Origin of the sequence: Dyella humi (genome assembly GCF_044904605.1) — a bacterium.
Lineage (GTDB): Bacteria > Pseudomonadota > Gammaproteobacteria > Xanthomonadales > Rhodanobacteraceae > Dyella_B > Dyella_B humi.
The window spans coordinates 1784923-1799857 of sequence record NZ_JADIKI010000023.1 but is presented as its reverse complement, the minus strand read 5'-3'; the positions used below and the strand labels follow the sequence as shown (position 1 = coordinate 1799857).

Here is a 14935-nt window from a genome sequence, read left to right as displayed (position 1 = left end):
GCAAAGTGTGAACTGCGAGGGTGAAGTACTCGCAAACTTCACGCACATGTCCCCCTTAGCTCACCAGGGCAAGGCATCCACATCTACGTTGCCGCCCGTCAGCACCAAGCCCACCCGGCGGCCGGCGAAACGCTCGCGTTGCTTGAGCACCGCGGCGAACACGGTGGCACTCGATACTTCCACCACTAGCTTCAGCGTCTGCCACAGCAGCTTCATGGCGGCGATGGTTTCCTCGTCGCTGACGGTGATGACTTCCACGCGATGTTCACGCAAGGCATCCAGGTTCGATGCGCCAATCAGCGCGCGCAAGCCATCACAGATGGTGTCCGGCGTGAAGTGTTCGATGCGCGCACCGTGTGCCAAGGATTGCGCCGCATCCGCGGCGCCGGAAGGCTCCGCGCCATACATGGCGATGGCCGGCGTGATGCCATGGGCGGCAATCGCACATCCAGCCATCAAGCCGCCGCCACCGATCGGCGTGACGATGGCATCCAGCCCCTCGCTTTGCCGCAGAAGCTCCAGCACCAGCGTGCCCTGCCCCGCCATCACGCGCGTATCGGCATACGGATGCACCATCACCGCGCCGGTCGCCTGTTGCACTTCAGCCGCCTTGGCTTCGCGCGCGGCGATGGTCGGCGCGCAGCGATGCAGTACGGCACCGGCGCGTTCGATCGCTTCCAGTTTGGCGCGCACTGCGCCTTCGGGAACCACCACGTGCGCCGCGATGCCCCGCGTAGCCGCCGCCATCGCAAGCGCGTTACCGTGATTGCCGGACGAGTGGGTAACAACGCCACACCGGGCTTCTTCGTCCGTTAGCGACCACACCGCATTGCAGGCACCGCGAAACTTGAACGCGCCGCCGCGCTGCAGGTTTTCGCATTTGAAATACATCTGCGCACCGATTAGCGCATCCAGCGATGCATTGCGCAGCACTGGCGTCAACACCGCATACGGTGCGATGCGTGCGGCCGCGTCGCGTATCTCTTCCACGGATGGCAGCCGCACGCTCATGTCCAGTCGATCTCCACGCCGCAGCGAAACACGCGTTCGGCGCCCGGTTCAAGCCGAATGGCGTCGGCGCAATCGGAGCGATTGAACGCATTGGACATGCTTTCCATCGGCTCCAGTGCCACCGAACGGCGCACGTCGCGACTCACCGTGTCAGCAGTGAACACCAACACCACGCCGTGTTCCTGCCACATGCTGATGCGCAGGCCGCTGGCCGGATCGCGCAGACGTGTACGCACGCGTCCATCGGCATCGTGCACGAGATCGGCGTAGGCGTGGTCGATCTTGGTGGAGCCGATCGGCTTGGCTTTGCGGAAGTCCAGCGCCTGTGCCGCCTGGTCCAGCGACTGGAAAGCTTCTGCGCCCGACAGGGGAATCAACTCAGCGGACGTGCGAACCAACTGAGTGGCGGGTACCTGCAGCTCCCATGCGTCCAGCTCGCTGCCGTCGAAACGGAAATACGGATGCCAGCCGAAGAAGCACGGCGCGGCGGCATCGCCGACATTGCGCATGCTTACCGCCAACGATAATCCCTGCTCATCGAGCGTATAGGTAATGGCCAGATCGATCGCGAACGGATAACCCGCGAACGCGCCTGGACGGATGCACGACGTGGCGAACGTTACGTGAGCGCTGTGTTCATCGGCATGAGTGCCGGCGATCTCGAAATCCACGGTGCGTACAAAGCCGTGCCGAATGCCGCGCTGCGTCTCCACACCGGGCTGCATGTCATAAGACGTACCATCGAACGTGTAGCGACCCTCGGCGATACGGTTGGCGAACGGCGCCATGATCGAGGACCGCGAGCTGGGACAGCGCACCAGTTCCTCGGCATCGCGATAGCCGTCGATCAGGGCATGCATGACGCCATCGATCAATTGCTCGAAGGACACCAGGTTCGCACCGCGGCGCGCCACGCGGGCGCAACGACCATGCTTGGCGTCGCGCAGAACGATCATGTCGTGCGTTCCCCACTGGGCCTGTTCGAGGCTGAATGCGCTCATCCGCTTGTCCTGTCGGCTAAAGGGCCTCATGTTAGCCTGACCCGCCCCTGCACTTCATCGGCTGCCCATGACGCTCGTCAACGAAACCTCCCCGATCCACCTGCGCGATTACCGCCGCCCTGATTGGTCGGTGGAGACCATCGAACTGGAGATCGACCTGGGTATCGACACCACCGAGGTCTCGTCGCGCCTCACGCTGCGCAGCAACCCGTCGTCATCGGCGCCACTGCGGCTGGATGGCGAAGGGCTGGAACTGCTCGCGATTTCTCTCGACGGCAGCGCGCTCGACGTGCATGCCTACCGCTACGACAAGGGCGTGCTGGAAGTGGACGGCGCCCGCGACGGCAGCGTGCTGGAAACACGTGTACGCGTGCGGCCCGCGGCCAACACCACGCTGGAGGGTTTGTACCTGTCCGGTTCGCGCGAGCACGGGTTTCTGTTGACTCAGTGTGAAGCCGAAGGTTTTCGGCACATCACGTTCTTTCCCGATCGGCCGGACGTGCTGACTCGCTACACGGTGACCTTGCGCGCCGATCGCGAGCGCTTTCCCGTGCTGCTGGCAGGTGGCAATCCCGCCGGCAACGGCGAGCTACCCGACGGGCGTCACTGGGCGCGTTTCATTGATCCGCATCCCAAGCCCGGCTACCTCTTCGCGCTGGTGGCCGGCCGTCTGGAAAACATCCAACGCGACTACGTCACCGCCGACGGGGGCAAGGTAAAACTGGTGATCTGGTCTGAGGCCAACGTGATCGATTGCTGTCATTACGCGCTCGACGCGTTGGAACGTTCGATGCGCTGGGACGAACAGGCCTATGGCCGCAACTATGATCTGGATGTGTTCCATGTCGTCGCCACGCACGACTTCAACATGGGCGCGATGGAGAACAAGGGCCTTAACATTTTCAATGCGAAATACCTGCTGGCCGATCCGGACAGCAGCACCGACGAGGAATACCGCGCCGTCGAAGCAGTGGTGGCGCACGAATATTTCCACAACTGGACCGGCAACCGCGTCACCTGTCGCGACTGGTTCCAGTTGTCGCTGAAGGAAGGGCTCACGGTGTTTCGGGAGCAGCAGTTTTCCGCGGACAGTAACTCGGCATCGCTGAAACGCATCGAGGACGTAGCGTTGCTGCGTCGCACGCAGTTTCCAGAAGATGCCGGCCCCTTGGCGCATCCGGTGCGTCCGGCGGAGTATCGGGAAATCAATAATTTCTACACTGCCACCGTCTACGAAAAGGGCTCGGAGCTGGTGCGCATGATTGCCGGCCGGCTGGGGCAGGACGGTTTCCGCCGTGGCATGGATCTGTATTTCGAACGACACGACGGGCAAGCAGCCACCATCGAGGATTTCCTCTCCGCGCTGGGCGATGCCAATCGCATCGATCTTTCGCCGTATCTGGCGTGGTATGCGCAGGCCGGCACGCCGCGCCTGCACGCCAAGGGTGAATACGATGCAGCCCGATGCGAATACACGCTTACCTTGTCGCAGCAGACGCGCCCCACACCCGGCCAGCCGGAGAAGGTATCACTGCCGATTCCGGTGAAACTCTCGCTGTTCGATCGCCAAGGCACGATGCTGCCTTTGCATCTGGATGGCGATGAGCAAGCGGACGGCACTGAGAAAGTGATCGTGCTGGACAAGGGGTCGCAGCGCTTCGTGTTCAAGCACGTGCTAGCACCGCCGGTAGCTTCGCTGCTGCGCGGCTTTTCGGCGCCGGTCGTACTGGAGTGCGATTACTCGCCGGAAGAACTGGCCTTGCTGCTCACACACGACGCGGACGGTTTCAACCGCTGGGAAGCGGGCCAGCAGTTGGCCATGCTGGCGTTCGACAGTTTGCATGAGGGCCACCATTCCGACGCCTGCAAGGCGTGGTGCGACGCGCTGGCCGCGTTGTTCGAGCAGCACGCGATCGACCCGGCCTTGCTGGCGGATCTGCTGACGCCGCCGGGTGAAATCGAATTCGCCGACCGCCAGAGCGAAGTAGATCCGGGCAGGATTCACGCGCAGCGTCAGACGCTGCAACATCGCCTGGCCGAACGTATCGGCATTGATGCCTTGTTGGCGCGTTATCACGCGCTGTCGGCGAATGCTCATCAGCATCTGGATAACGCGAGCCAGGCCAGGCGTCGCCTCAAGCGCCGCGTGCTTGAACTGCTGGCACTGGTGGATGCCGGCCAAGCGCACGCTCTGGCCGCCAAACAATACGAGAGCGCGCCGGGCATGACCGATCGCCTCGCCGCGCTCGGCGTTTTGGTGCGCGACCGCGCACCGCAGGCGAGTGACGCGCTCGCGCATTTCCGCCAGCGCTACGCGAACAATCCGCTGGCGCTGGACAAATGGTTCACCGTGCAGGCGCAGGTGCCGGGCGATGCGGCGCTCGCCATCATCAAGCAACTGGAAAACGATCCAGCCTTCACGCTGAAGAACCCCAACCGCGCGCGTTCCCTGTTCGGCGCTTTTGCCAGTACCAATCCCAGCGGCTTCCATCGCGCGGACGGCGAGGGTTATCAACTGCTCACCGAGCGCCTGGCGCAATTGGATGCGCTCAATCCGCAGATCGCAGCGCGCCTGGCCACTGCATTCAACGGATGGCAGCGCCTGGAGCCGTTACGTCGGCACGCTGCGCGGCTCGCTCTGGAAAGCCTGGCGCAACGCGAGGGCTTGTCTCCCAATTTGAGCGAGATTGTCGGCAACGTGCTGCAGCGCTGAAAACGCGAACGGCGACCAGTGGGTCGCCGTTCGCGGGGCGGTATTTGAAAATCCCGGTCAGACGGGAAGATGATCCAGCTCGCTGAGCAGATGAGTCATGCGCGATTCCAGGCGTGGGCGAAGCTGTTCCTGCTGGCCCGGGTCGCGCTCGACGAGGTGGTCCATCGCCAGTTCAAGGCGACCGATTTCCACCATCAAGTCATGCCGCAGATACACCGGTGCGAACTCGTTGCTGTTGTCCATGACGTTCCCCTTTCTCTGAGTTGCGAGAAATACGCAGCAACAGCTGTGCCAACGTGATGTAGATCACATGTACGCTTTGCCCCACATCACGCTGTGACCTTTTCTGTCAGCAGGTGCCGCTAGTAGGCAGAAATTTGCATTTCAGTCACTTCATGTTCACGCGTGCGGAGTGATGATCGATTCCACGCAACGGGGGGTGCGGCCTTTGTCGTACTGCCTGTTTAGGCAACCAGTTTCTGGCGCCCGGCACTACGGTCATCCTGGATTCCCCCTGTTCCTGAGACCGCCGGGCGCCAGATCTCTCTAATCAAGAGATCAAAAAAATGACGGCGCCCCAAGGGGCGCCGTCTTGCTTCCTAACCCGGTACGCGAAAGGACCCCTGCCGTCCTATCTCAGCGCGCTTATGCGCAGCGTCTGCCCGTGAAAGTGCAGTGAATCTAAAGCAGAAAGCATGCCAGCCTCGAGTAAGTAATGCCTGACAAGGCTGGGCGCATTATCATAAGCGTTTGTCTGTCCTTGCATTTGCCCGGAATCCGATGCTTCATCCGACTTCCTACGACGTAATCGTGATCGGCGGCGGCCACGCCGGCACCGAAGCCGCGCTTGCTTCCGCGCGGTGCGGCGCGCGCACTCTGCTGCTGAGCCACAACATCGAAACGATCGGCCAGATGAGCTGCAATCCGGCCATCGGTGGCATCGGCAAAGGCCATCTGGTGAAGGAGATCGATGCCCTGGGCGGCGCTATGGCACATGCGGCGGACCGCGCCGGCATTCAGTGGCGCACGCTCAACGCTTCCAAGGGCCCGGCTGTGCGCGCCACGCGATGCCAGGCCGATCGCGTGCTGTACAAGGCCGCCATCCGCCACATCGTGGAAACCCAGCCGAACCTGGATCTGTTCCAGCAGGCGGTGGACGACCTGCTGATCGAGCAAGGCCGCGTGGTGGGCGTGGTGACACAGATGGGGGTTTCCTTCCGCGCCCGATCGGTGGTGCTCACCGCTGGCACCTTCCTGGCCGGCAAGATTCACATCGGCCCAGCCCAATATGCTGGCGGCCGCGCCGGCGATCCGCCTGCCACCACGCTAGCCCAGCGCCTGCGCGAACTGCCGGTGGCCGCCAACCGGCTGAAGACCGGCACGCCGCCGCGCATCGATCTGCGCAGCATCGATTTCAGCGGCCTGGAGGAACAACCGGGCGACGATCCGGCGCCAGTGTTCTCCTATCTTGGCTCGCGGAGCGATCACCCACGCCAAGTAAACTGCTGGATCACCCACACCAGTGCCCGCACCCATGACGTGATTCGCGGTGCGCTGGACCGCTCGCCGCTTTACACCGGCCAGATCGAAGGCGTGGGCCCGCGCTACTGCCCTTCCATCGAGGACAAGGTGGTGCGCTTCGCCGACAAGAGCTCGCACCAGATATTTATCGAGCCGGAAGGGCTGGATAGTTTCGAGATCTATCCCAACGGCATCTCCACCTCGCTGCCGTTCGACGTGCAGCTTGAGCTGGTGCACTCGATCAAGGGTTTCGAGAAGGCGCACATCACGCGTCCCGGATACGCGATCGAGTACGACTACTTCGATCCGCGCGGCCTGCATCCATGGCTGGAAACCAAGACCATTCCGGGCCTGTATTTCGCCGGCCAGATCAACGGCACCACCGGCTACGAAGAAGCCGCCGCGCAAGGCTTGATCGCCGGCCTCAACGCTGCCCTTGCGGTGCAGGGCAAGTCGGCGTGGTATCCGCGCCGCGACGAGGCCTACATCGGCGTGCTGATCGACGACCTCACCAGCAACGGCACCATCGAGCCCTATCGCATGTTTACCTCGCGCGCGGAGTACCGTCTGCATCTGCGCGAAGACAATGCCGATCTGCGCCTTACCGAAACCGGCCACGCGCTGGGCGTGGTGCCGCAGGAACGTTTCGATGCGTTGCGCGCCAAACGCGAAGCGGTGGAACGTGAGACGCAGCGCCTGGGCGCACTGTGGGCCGCGCCAAACAACATGCTGGGCGCGGCGATCGAGCGCCAGCTCGGCATCGCCGTGAGTCGTGAGACCAACGCGCTGGATCTGCTGCGCCGTCCTGAACTGGATTACGCCAAGCTGTCCCGTGTGCCGGAGCTGGGGCCGGTCGTCGAACGCGAAGACGTTGCCGCCCAGGTCGAAGTACAGGCTAAGTACGCGGGCTATCTCGAACGTCAGCGCGAGGAAATCGAACGCCAGCGCCGCCACGAAAACACCGCCATTCCCACCAGCTTCAATTACGACAAGGTGCGCGGCCTTTCCGCCGAAGTGCTGTTGAAGCTCAAGCGCAGCCTGCCGGCCACCATCGGCCAGGCGGCGCGCATTAGCGGCGTCACGCCCGCGGCGATTTCGCTATTGCTGGTGCATTTGAAGCGTCGCGACGCGGCTTGATCGCGGCCCCTCCCTGCTCACAGTCGGTTGCGAGCGCATGGCATCATGCGCCTGATGTTTTTTCGAGGAAACGCCATGGAAGTCTGGATCGGTCGTAACGGCGAACGTCACGGCCCCTATCAGGAAGAACAGATACGCGACTGGTTGCGCAGCGGCCAGGTCAGCCCGGACGACCTCGCGTGGTACGACGGCCTGGCCGATTGGCAGCCGCTGTCGGTGCTGTTTCCGCAGGACAAGCCTGCGCCCGCTCCCAGTCCCTACGGACCGCCACCCCTGCAACAGCAGCGAACGAACACGGCCCATTTCGACTACGCCGGTTTCTGGCAGCGCTTCGGGGCGTGGGTGATCGACCTGATCATCCTGATGATTCCCTCCATGATCGTGATGTACACGCTCGGCGGCCTGGAAGCCTACAAGCACCTGCTTGGGCAGATGCAAAGCGGCGCCGACATGACTGCGGCCCTGCGCGATTATGCGCAGGCCACGGAAGGCGCATCGGTGGCATCGCTGGTGATCACTTACTTGTATTACGCCTTCTTCGAATCTTCCAAGTGGCAGGCCACACCGGGGAAGCTGGCGCTGCGCCTGCGCGTCACGGACGTCCAAGGACAGCGCATCACACTCGGCCGCGCAGCTGCACGCAATATCGTGCGCTTGTCAGCCTTGATCTTCGGCCTGATTCCGGTGATCTGCTACCTCGCCATCACCTGGACGCAGCGCAAGCAGGGCCTGCACGATCTCTGGGCCGGCACGTACGTGCTCAACGGTACCGCGCAGGAACAGCCGCCGCAGCGGCCGAGCGGCGAGCACGGCCAGTTCAACGCCTGATGCATTGATCAAATACGGCGCAATCTTCTGTGCGTGCGCCGTCTTTTTTGTCATGCTCGCAGACCGACGACGCATGACGCTTTCGCAACACGTTCGTCGCACCACGCAACGTCAAGGAATCATGTAGTCCCATGCTCAGCATCGAACAACGCATCGCCCAGGACATCGCCGCCAAGCCCGAACAGGTCCGCTCCGCAGTGGATCTGCTGGACGGCGGCGCCACCGTGCCGTTCATCGCACGCTACCGCAAGGAAGTCACCGGCGGCCTCGACGATACGCAGCTGCGCCTGCTGGAAGAACGCCTGCGTTACCTGCGCGAACTGGAAGAACGCCGCGCGGCGATCCTCACGAGCATCGAAGAACAAGGCAAGCTCACCGATGCGCTGAAGCAAGACATTCTCGACGCCGACACCAAGGCGCGCCTGGAAGATCTCTACTTGCCCTATAAACCCAAACGCCGCACCAAGGCGCAGATCGCGCGCGAAGCGGGGCTGGAACCGCTGGCGATCGGGCTGCGCGAAGATCCCTCGCAATCGCCGGAAGCGATTGCCGCGACATTTATCGATGCGGAAAAAGGCGTGCCGGACGTGCGCGCCGCGCTCGACGGCGCACGCGCCATCTTGATGGAAAGTATTGCCGAAGACGCGCAGCTGCTGGGCGAACTGCGCGATTGGTTGTGGGAGAAAGGTCAGATCCGCGCCAAGGTGGTCGAGGGCAAGGAAAACGAAGGCGCGAAATTCCGCGACTACTTCGATCACATGGAGCCGATTGGCAAGATTCCCTCGCATCGCTTGCTCGCGTTGATGCGTGCGCGCAACGAAAGCGTGATCGATCTGGAACTGCTGCCGACCGTCGAAGCCGAACAGGGCCATGCGGAAGCCGAAGGTCGTGTGGCCTCGCATGCCAGCATCATCGATCGCGGCCGTCCCGCGGATGCGTGGCTGCGCGAAACCGTGCGCATGACCTGGCGCGTAAAACTGCATCTGCATCTCACACTGGATCTATTCGGTCGCGTACGCGAGACAGCAGAAGACGAAGCGATCCGCGTGTTCGGCGACAACCTGAAGGATCTGATGCTTGCCGCGCCGGCTGGATCAAGGACCGTGATGGGCCTGGACCCGGGCATCCGCACCGGCGTGAAGGTGGCGGTGGTCGATGCCACCGGCAAACTGCTTGCTACCGATACGGTGTATCCGCACGAGCCGCGCAACCAGTGGGATCAGTCGCTCGCGCGTCTTGCGGTACTGAGCAAGCAGCACGGCGTGAATTTGATCGCGATCGGCAACGGCACCGCCTCGCGCGAAACCGACAAGCTGGCCGGCGAACTCATCAAGAAGCATCCGGATTTGAAGCTCGCCAAGATCGTGGTGAGCGAAGCCGGCGCGTCGGTGTACTCGGCGTCGGAAACAGCCGCCAAGGAATTCCCCGATCTCGACGTAAGCTTGCGTGGCGCCGTCTCCATTGCGCGCCGTCTGCAGGATCCGCTGGCGGAACTGGTGAAGATCGAACCCAAGGCGATCGGCGTGGGCCAATACCAACATGACGTGAACCAGGTAAAGCTGGCGCGCGCGCTGGATGCAAGGGTGGAAGACTGCGTAAACGCCGTCGGCGTCGACGTGAATACGGCTTCAGCGGCACTGCTGTCGCGCGTGGCAGGTCTTACGCCCAGCGTCGCTGAGAACGTGGTGAAGCATCGCGATGCCAACGGCCCGTTCGCCAATCGCAAAGCGCTACTGAAAGTACCACGTCTGGGCGACAAGGCGTTCGAGCAGTGCGCGGGCTTCCTGCGCGTTCCCAATGGCGACAATCCGCTCGATACGAGCGCCGTGCATCCGGAAGCGTATCCGGTGGTGGAACGCATCATCGCGCAATGCGGACGTGAGGTGAAAAGCATCATCGGCGACATCACCTTCTTGCGCGGCCTTAAAGCCGAGCAGTACACCGATGAGCGCTTCGGTGTGCCGACCGTGCGCGACATTCTCAAAGAGCTGGAAAAGCCCGGCCGCGATCCGCGCCCTGAGTTCGTGGCGCCGAGCTTCGCAGAGGGTGTGGAAGATCTGAAGGATCTCAAGCCGGGCATGATTCTCGAAGGGCGCGTCACCAATGTGGCCGCCTTCGGCGCGTTCGTCGACATCGGCGTGCATCAGGACGGTCTTGTACATGTCTCCGCGCTATCGCACACCTTCGTGAAGGATCCGCGCGATGCGGTGAAGGCTGGCGACATCGTGAAGGTGAAGGTGATGGAGGTGGACATTCCGCGCCAGCGCATTGCCCTTTCCATGCGCCTGGACGACGAGCCCGGCCAGGCCCGCGGCGGCCGGCCGGCCGGTGGCAGCGAACCGCGCGGAGGACGCGACAACCGTGGGCCGCGGCCAGGCAGTGCACCGCCGAAGCCCGCTGCTGCGCCGGCCAATAGTGCCTTTGCGGATGCGTTGTCCCGCGCGCTGAAGCGCTGATAGCTCCGGCTGTTGCGCCCTTCCCCTCTGAGGAAAGGAGCTGCCGCTTACGTTTCTGCAAATCCCGAAAGTTCCCGATACGGCAGCGCAGCATGCGCTGCCGTATGGCATGCATTAACGTAACGGCCTTATAACAAACGCAGGAGCACCCACATGTTGCACCCTCGCAAGATCGCCGGCGCCGTGGCGCTGGCCCTCAGCATGGTTGGCGCCGTGCACGCCACGGGCAATCCGCATTCGACTTTCAATAGCGTTGTGGCCTTTGGCGACAGCCTCAGTGACGCGGGCAATATTTCGCTGGCGACCGCCCCGAGCATCCAGCCGCCGCTCGAGTTCACCACCAATCCCGGCGCGGTGACCGTGCAGAACGTCGCGACCGGACTCGGCTACTCGCTGAGTGCATCGCTGGCGGGCGGCACCGACTATGCCTGGGGTGGCGCGGGCATCAACAACAACGACCCGGGCACGCCTTCCAGCGTGCCAACCATCACCAGCCAGGTCACCAGCTATCTGGCCAGCAGCAGCGTGAATCCTCATGCGCTGTATACGATGTGGGGCGGTGCCAACGACATCTTCAACGCCGCGGTTTCGGTGGCGGCCGGGGCGACCGCGCAGCAGCTGATCGCGCAGACGCTGGCCGCCGAAGCTTCGCAGGCAGTTGCGGCAGGCCTGATTCCGAATAGCCCGGTCGCCATCGCCGCGTTCGAGGCACAGATCACGCCGACCGTGACCGCGCAGGTGAACGCCCAGGTGGCCGCTGCCGCAAACGTGTCTTCTCTGCAAACCGCCGCCCAGGCGCAAACCACCATCGCTGCCGCCGCACAGCAGGAAGTGAAGCTGATCGGCGCGCTGCAGGCGGCCGGGGCGAAGAACATCGTGGTGTTCAATCTGCCCAACATCGGCCTGACGCCCGAGGCGCTCGAGCAAGGCGCCTCCGCGGCATCCTCGCTCACCACGCTGAGCGTAATCTACAACGGCCAACTCAATGCCGGCCTGGGGCAATTGGGTAAGGGCATCATTCCGGTGAACACCTACGGCCTGCTCAACCAGGTCATCGCGAATCCTGGTGCGTATGGCTTCACCAACGTCACCACGCCAGCGTGCGGCGTAGGCTCCAGTTCGGTGCAGTGCGGCCCGCAGGGTTCCGGCGCGAAATACACGTATGCGCCAGGCACCAACCAAACCTATCTGTTCGCCGATGGCGTGCATCCCACCACCGCGGCAGACGTGATGCTTTCGGAAGTAGTGCTATCCGAATTGGCCGCGCCCCAGCAGATTTCGCTGTTGCAGGAAGCCCCGCTCGCCGCCGTGACCACGCAGACCTCCGTGGTGCGCAACCAGATGATGCAGGATAACTTCGGCAGCACCACGCGCGCGTTCGCCAACATCAACTATTCGAACCAGCAGTTCGACCAGCGTGCCGGCGCACCGAAGACCACCAGCAACAACGTCGACCTCACCGTCGGCGCCGACATCCACGCCACGGATTACATCTCTGCCGGCGTGGCGCTCGGCATCGGTGAACACTACGCCGACGTCAGCGGTGGTGGTGGCTACGATCTGCAAGCGATCACCGGCCTGGGCTACCTCACCTGGCACACCGGCGGCGCTTATGCCGGCCTGTACGGCGACTTCGGCCAAGCCAGCTACACCGACGTCAACCGCGTCTTCATGATCGGCAGCAACCGCACGCACGAAAGCGGCAAGACCGATGGCTCGTATGTCGGCTTGGGGCTTCACGGCGGCTACTGGTTCGACGTCGCCGGATTGAAGACCGGTCCGTTCGCGAACTTCGAATACCAGAACATCAAGATCAACGGCTACAGCGAGAACGGCAACGACGCCACTGCTATGTGGTTCGGCCGCCAGCAGCGCAATGCCTTGATCAGCACGTTAGGTTGGCGACTGCAGGGCCATATGCAGTACGCCAGCATGGATCTGGCGCCGTACCTCGAGCTTGGCTGGAACCACGACAGCCGCGCCAGCACCGACACCGTCACCGCCGGCCTCAACAGCATGAACGGCAGCTTCGACATGGCTGGCTTCACGCCGGACAAGAACTGGGGCTCGGCCAATGTGGGTGTGACAGCGCAGATCACGCCGAATCTGTCCGGCTGGATCGCCTACAACGGTCACTTCGCCGACAACAGCCAGCGCAGCAATGGCGTCAACCTGGGCGTGAAGTTCGGCTTCTGAGCCGAGCTTTACGGCAACGAAAAAGCCGTCCCAATTGGGACGGCTTTTTTATGCGTTCAAGCCTGGAAGCGGAGGCTTACTTGCCCTTACCACCCGTCGCCAGATTGAGGATGTCCTTGGCCTGCTGCTGCAGATTCTGGGCATCGCTGTCGTCCAGTGCAGAAGTGTTGCCACCGGCATCGTGCGTCTTCAGCACCAGCGAACCATCGTCGCCCCAGCCGGCGGTATCCACCGAGGTGGGCTTGGCGTTCTGGCTGGGCTTCTTCTGTTGCTGCACCACCCACGGCTTACCGTCTTTGTAGGCAAAGTCGGTGCTGGTAAAACCCTTGTCGCCGTAATCGACCAGCTCGCGAACAAACTTCACTTCGCCGCCTTCGCGGAACACCTGCCAGGCGCGCGAGGCATTCGGCTCGAGCTTGGTGCCAGCCGTACGCTTCATGCCACCGATCTGCTTCTGCACACCCTGGAACGCGACGAGCAGCTTTTCGCCCGGCGTTTGCTCTGGAGCGAGTTCGATGTTGACGTTCGTGGTCGGATGACCCTGGGTCAGCACCGGCGCCTGCAGCGGCATCGTGTAGTGGCGATCGCCATCAGTCAGCTGGGCCTGCACGATGTACATGTCGTTGGTGGCGACGTTGGCAGGATTGAAATCGAGCTCGAACGACTGCGGGAACGTCGTCGCCGGAGCGATGGTCTTGGTCGCAAGCGGTGCGGAACCCTGCGCCGTTACGTCCACGATGCTGATGTCGAGCTTGTCTTGCTGGGAAGGCGTAATGCCGCCGCGAAGCGTGACGGTGCCGGTGACGCTATGCGTGGCGGCAGCCGGCGCATTCGCTTCCGTACCATCCGTGCCGGTCGACGACGACGAATTTGAAGAGTTATTGCAGCCGGCTACTGCCACCGCTGCCACTGTCATCAGCGACCAAACAACGCTGCGCATGGAATGGAAACCTCAGGTTGGATCGATTCGAATCGCGATGCCTGCCGCACGCATCGCGTCGCAAACATCCACGGGGGAGCCTCCGAGAATAGCCCAAAGTCCCTTCACGGAAAAGTCAACGGGACGAAAACTCCATTCGCTGCCGTATGTAACCGCCGGAAGAGCAGGGAGTTTTTATCGCCCTGTGATGGAAGAGTTGTGGGAATTTCGCCGCATAAATTCCACATCGAAGGAAGAAATTCCGACGGTCCCGGCGAGCCGACTTGGCATTCCCAGGCCCCTTCATTGGCGGGCACTCAGACTCGATGCCCGTAGATTCTTGCCCTATTTAGGGCTTCGTGTGTCAACCCCGCGCCTACTGACGCGTTTGTGCGCCGAAGGACGACCCAACAAGCCCGCCGCCGCCTGCAAGTTCATCCAGGTTCTACGCAATAACTTGCGATCGACTACAGATTTATCCGGGATGTTTGGTCTATAAAAAACAGGCGCGCCGATAAGAACTTACCGGCCAAACGTTAGACTACTGTGGAATTTTGCGATGAATTTGCAAACTCTTACGCCCACCGAGCCCACTACGACCTTCGCCGATCGCATCAAGGTGCTGATCCAGCGCGTTGGCAGCGTTACAGAGATAGCCCGCATGTGCGGCTTTTCGGAGGGAGTGGTCCGCAGTTGGCGAGACGGCAACACCGACCCTTCGCGCGCTCGTTGCGTGACCTTGGCGCGCACCCTGGGCATTTCCCTGGTGTGGCTGGTGGCTGGCGAGGGATCGATGATGGATCCCAGCGCCGTGGTCCCCGACGACAACGTAAGGGGCACCAACAGCTCCGAAAGCATTGCTTCGCGCCACCGCTCCAAGCTGCGCGCCGCCGCGGAAACGCTGGAAGCCAGCGGCATGGATGTGCAGCGCTTGAACACCGCGTTGCGCATCCTGCAATCGGAACTGGATCTGGCGGATAGCCAGCTGACGCTGGCCGAAAACTCCGACATGCTGGCAGAGCTTTACGACATCCTTGGGCCTGGTGGCAACGACGTCGATGCGAGCGCCATGGTAGCGTTCAATCATCGCCTTGCAGAGCGCTTGAGGGGACGTACGGCGGCTCGGCTGACTTCCTAAAGCGGTTTCTCGATC

General features: G+C 62.6%; 10 protein-coding genes. 6 read left to right on the top strand and 4 right to left on the bottom strand.

The annotated features are described in order from the left end of the window. Nucleotides 1–60: 60 nt before the first annotated feature. Both ISP18_RS19130 and ISP18_RS19125 read right to left on the bottom strand, forming a co-directional pair. Nucleotides 61–1011 carry a pyridoxal-phosphate dependent enzyme gene (locus tag ISP18_RS19130; RefSeq protein ID WP_380011127.1) on the bottom strand — a complete coding sequence of 317 codons (951 nt, stop codon included), beginning with the start codon at nucleotides 1009–1011 and terminating at the stop codon, nucleotides 61–63. Continuing rightward, complete coding sequence (locus ISP18_RS19125; RefSeq protein WP_380011124.1) at nucleotides 1008–2012, bottom strand: aldose 1-epimerase; 1005 nt, start codon at nucleotides 2010–2012, stop codon at nucleotides 1008–1010. The genes ISP18_RS19130 and ISP18_RS19125 overlap by 4 nt, the downstream gene beginning before the upstream one ends. 67 nt (nucleotides 2013–2079) lie before the next feature. On the opposite strand from ISP18_RS19125, the gene pepN reads away from it, so the two are divergent. Continuing rightward, complete coding sequence (gene pepN, locus ISP18_RS19120) at nucleotides 2080–4725, top strand: aminopeptidase N (RefSeq protein WP_380011121.1); 2646 nt, start codon at nucleotides 2080–2082, stop codon at nucleotides 4723–4725. A 57-nt stretch (nucleotides 4726–4782) separates the two neighbouring features. Here the strand turns inward: pepN and ISP18_RS19115 are convergent, their stop codons facing one another. After that, complete coding sequence (locus ISP18_RS19115; protein WP_380011118.1) at nucleotides 4783–4968, bottom strand: hypothetical protein; 186 nt, start codon at nucleotides 4966–4968, stop codon at nucleotides 4783–4785. Nucleotides 4969–5505: 537 nt separating this feature from the next. On the opposite strand from ISP18_RS19115, the gene mnmG reads away from it, so the two are divergent. The 4 genes from mnmG (at nucleotide 5506) to ISP18_RS19095 (ending at nucleotide 12863) form a co-directional block, all read left to right on the top strand. Then, a complete protein-coding gene (gene mnmG / locus ISP18_RS19110) occupies nucleotides 5506–7383 on the top strand; it encodes a tRNA uridine-5-carboxymethylaminomethyl(34) synthesis enzyme MnmG (RefSeq protein ID WP_380011115.1) in 1878 nt (625 codons plus the stop codon). Nucleotides 7384–7458: 75 nt separating this feature from the next. After that, a complete protein-coding gene (locus tag ISP18_RS19105; RefSeq protein ID WP_380011112.1) occupies nucleotides 7459–8211 on the top strand; it encodes an RDD family protein in 753 nt (250 codons plus the stop codon). Between the two features lie 131 nt (nucleotides 8212–8342). Then, complete coding sequence (locus ISP18_RS19100) at nucleotides 8343–10667, top strand: Tex family protein (protein WP_380011109.1); 2325 nt, start codon at nucleotides 8343–8345, stop codon at nucleotides 10665–10667. Nucleotides 10668–10820: 153 nt separating this feature from the next. Beyond that, nucleotides 10821–12863: an autotransporter outer membrane beta-barrel domain-containing protein gene (locus ISP18_RS19095; protein WP_380011106.1), complete on the top strand. Its 2043-nt coding sequence runs from the start codon at nucleotides 10821–10823 to the stop codon at nucleotides 12861–12863. A 76-nt stretch (nucleotides 12864–12939) separates the two neighbouring features. On the opposite strand, the gene ISP18_RS19090 is transcribed toward ISP18_RS19095, so the two are convergent. Then, nucleotides 12940–13803 (bottom strand): YbaY family lipoprotein, encoded by an 864-nt coding sequence (locus ISP18_RS19090; RefSeq protein WP_380011103.1) that lies wholly within the window; start codon nucleotides 13801–13803, stop codon nucleotides 12940–12942. 538 nt (nucleotides 13804–14341) lie between these two features. On the opposite strand from ISP18_RS19090, the gene ISP18_RS19085 reads away from it, so the two are divergent. Then, the gene (locus ISP18_RS19085; RefSeq protein ID WP_380011100.1) at nucleotides 14342–14920 is read left to right on the top strand and encodes a helix-turn-helix domain-containing protein; all 579 of its coding nucleotides are present in this window, start codon (nucleotides 14342–14344) and stop codon (nucleotides 14918–14920) included. Nucleotides 14921–14935 lie beyond the last annotated feature (15 nt).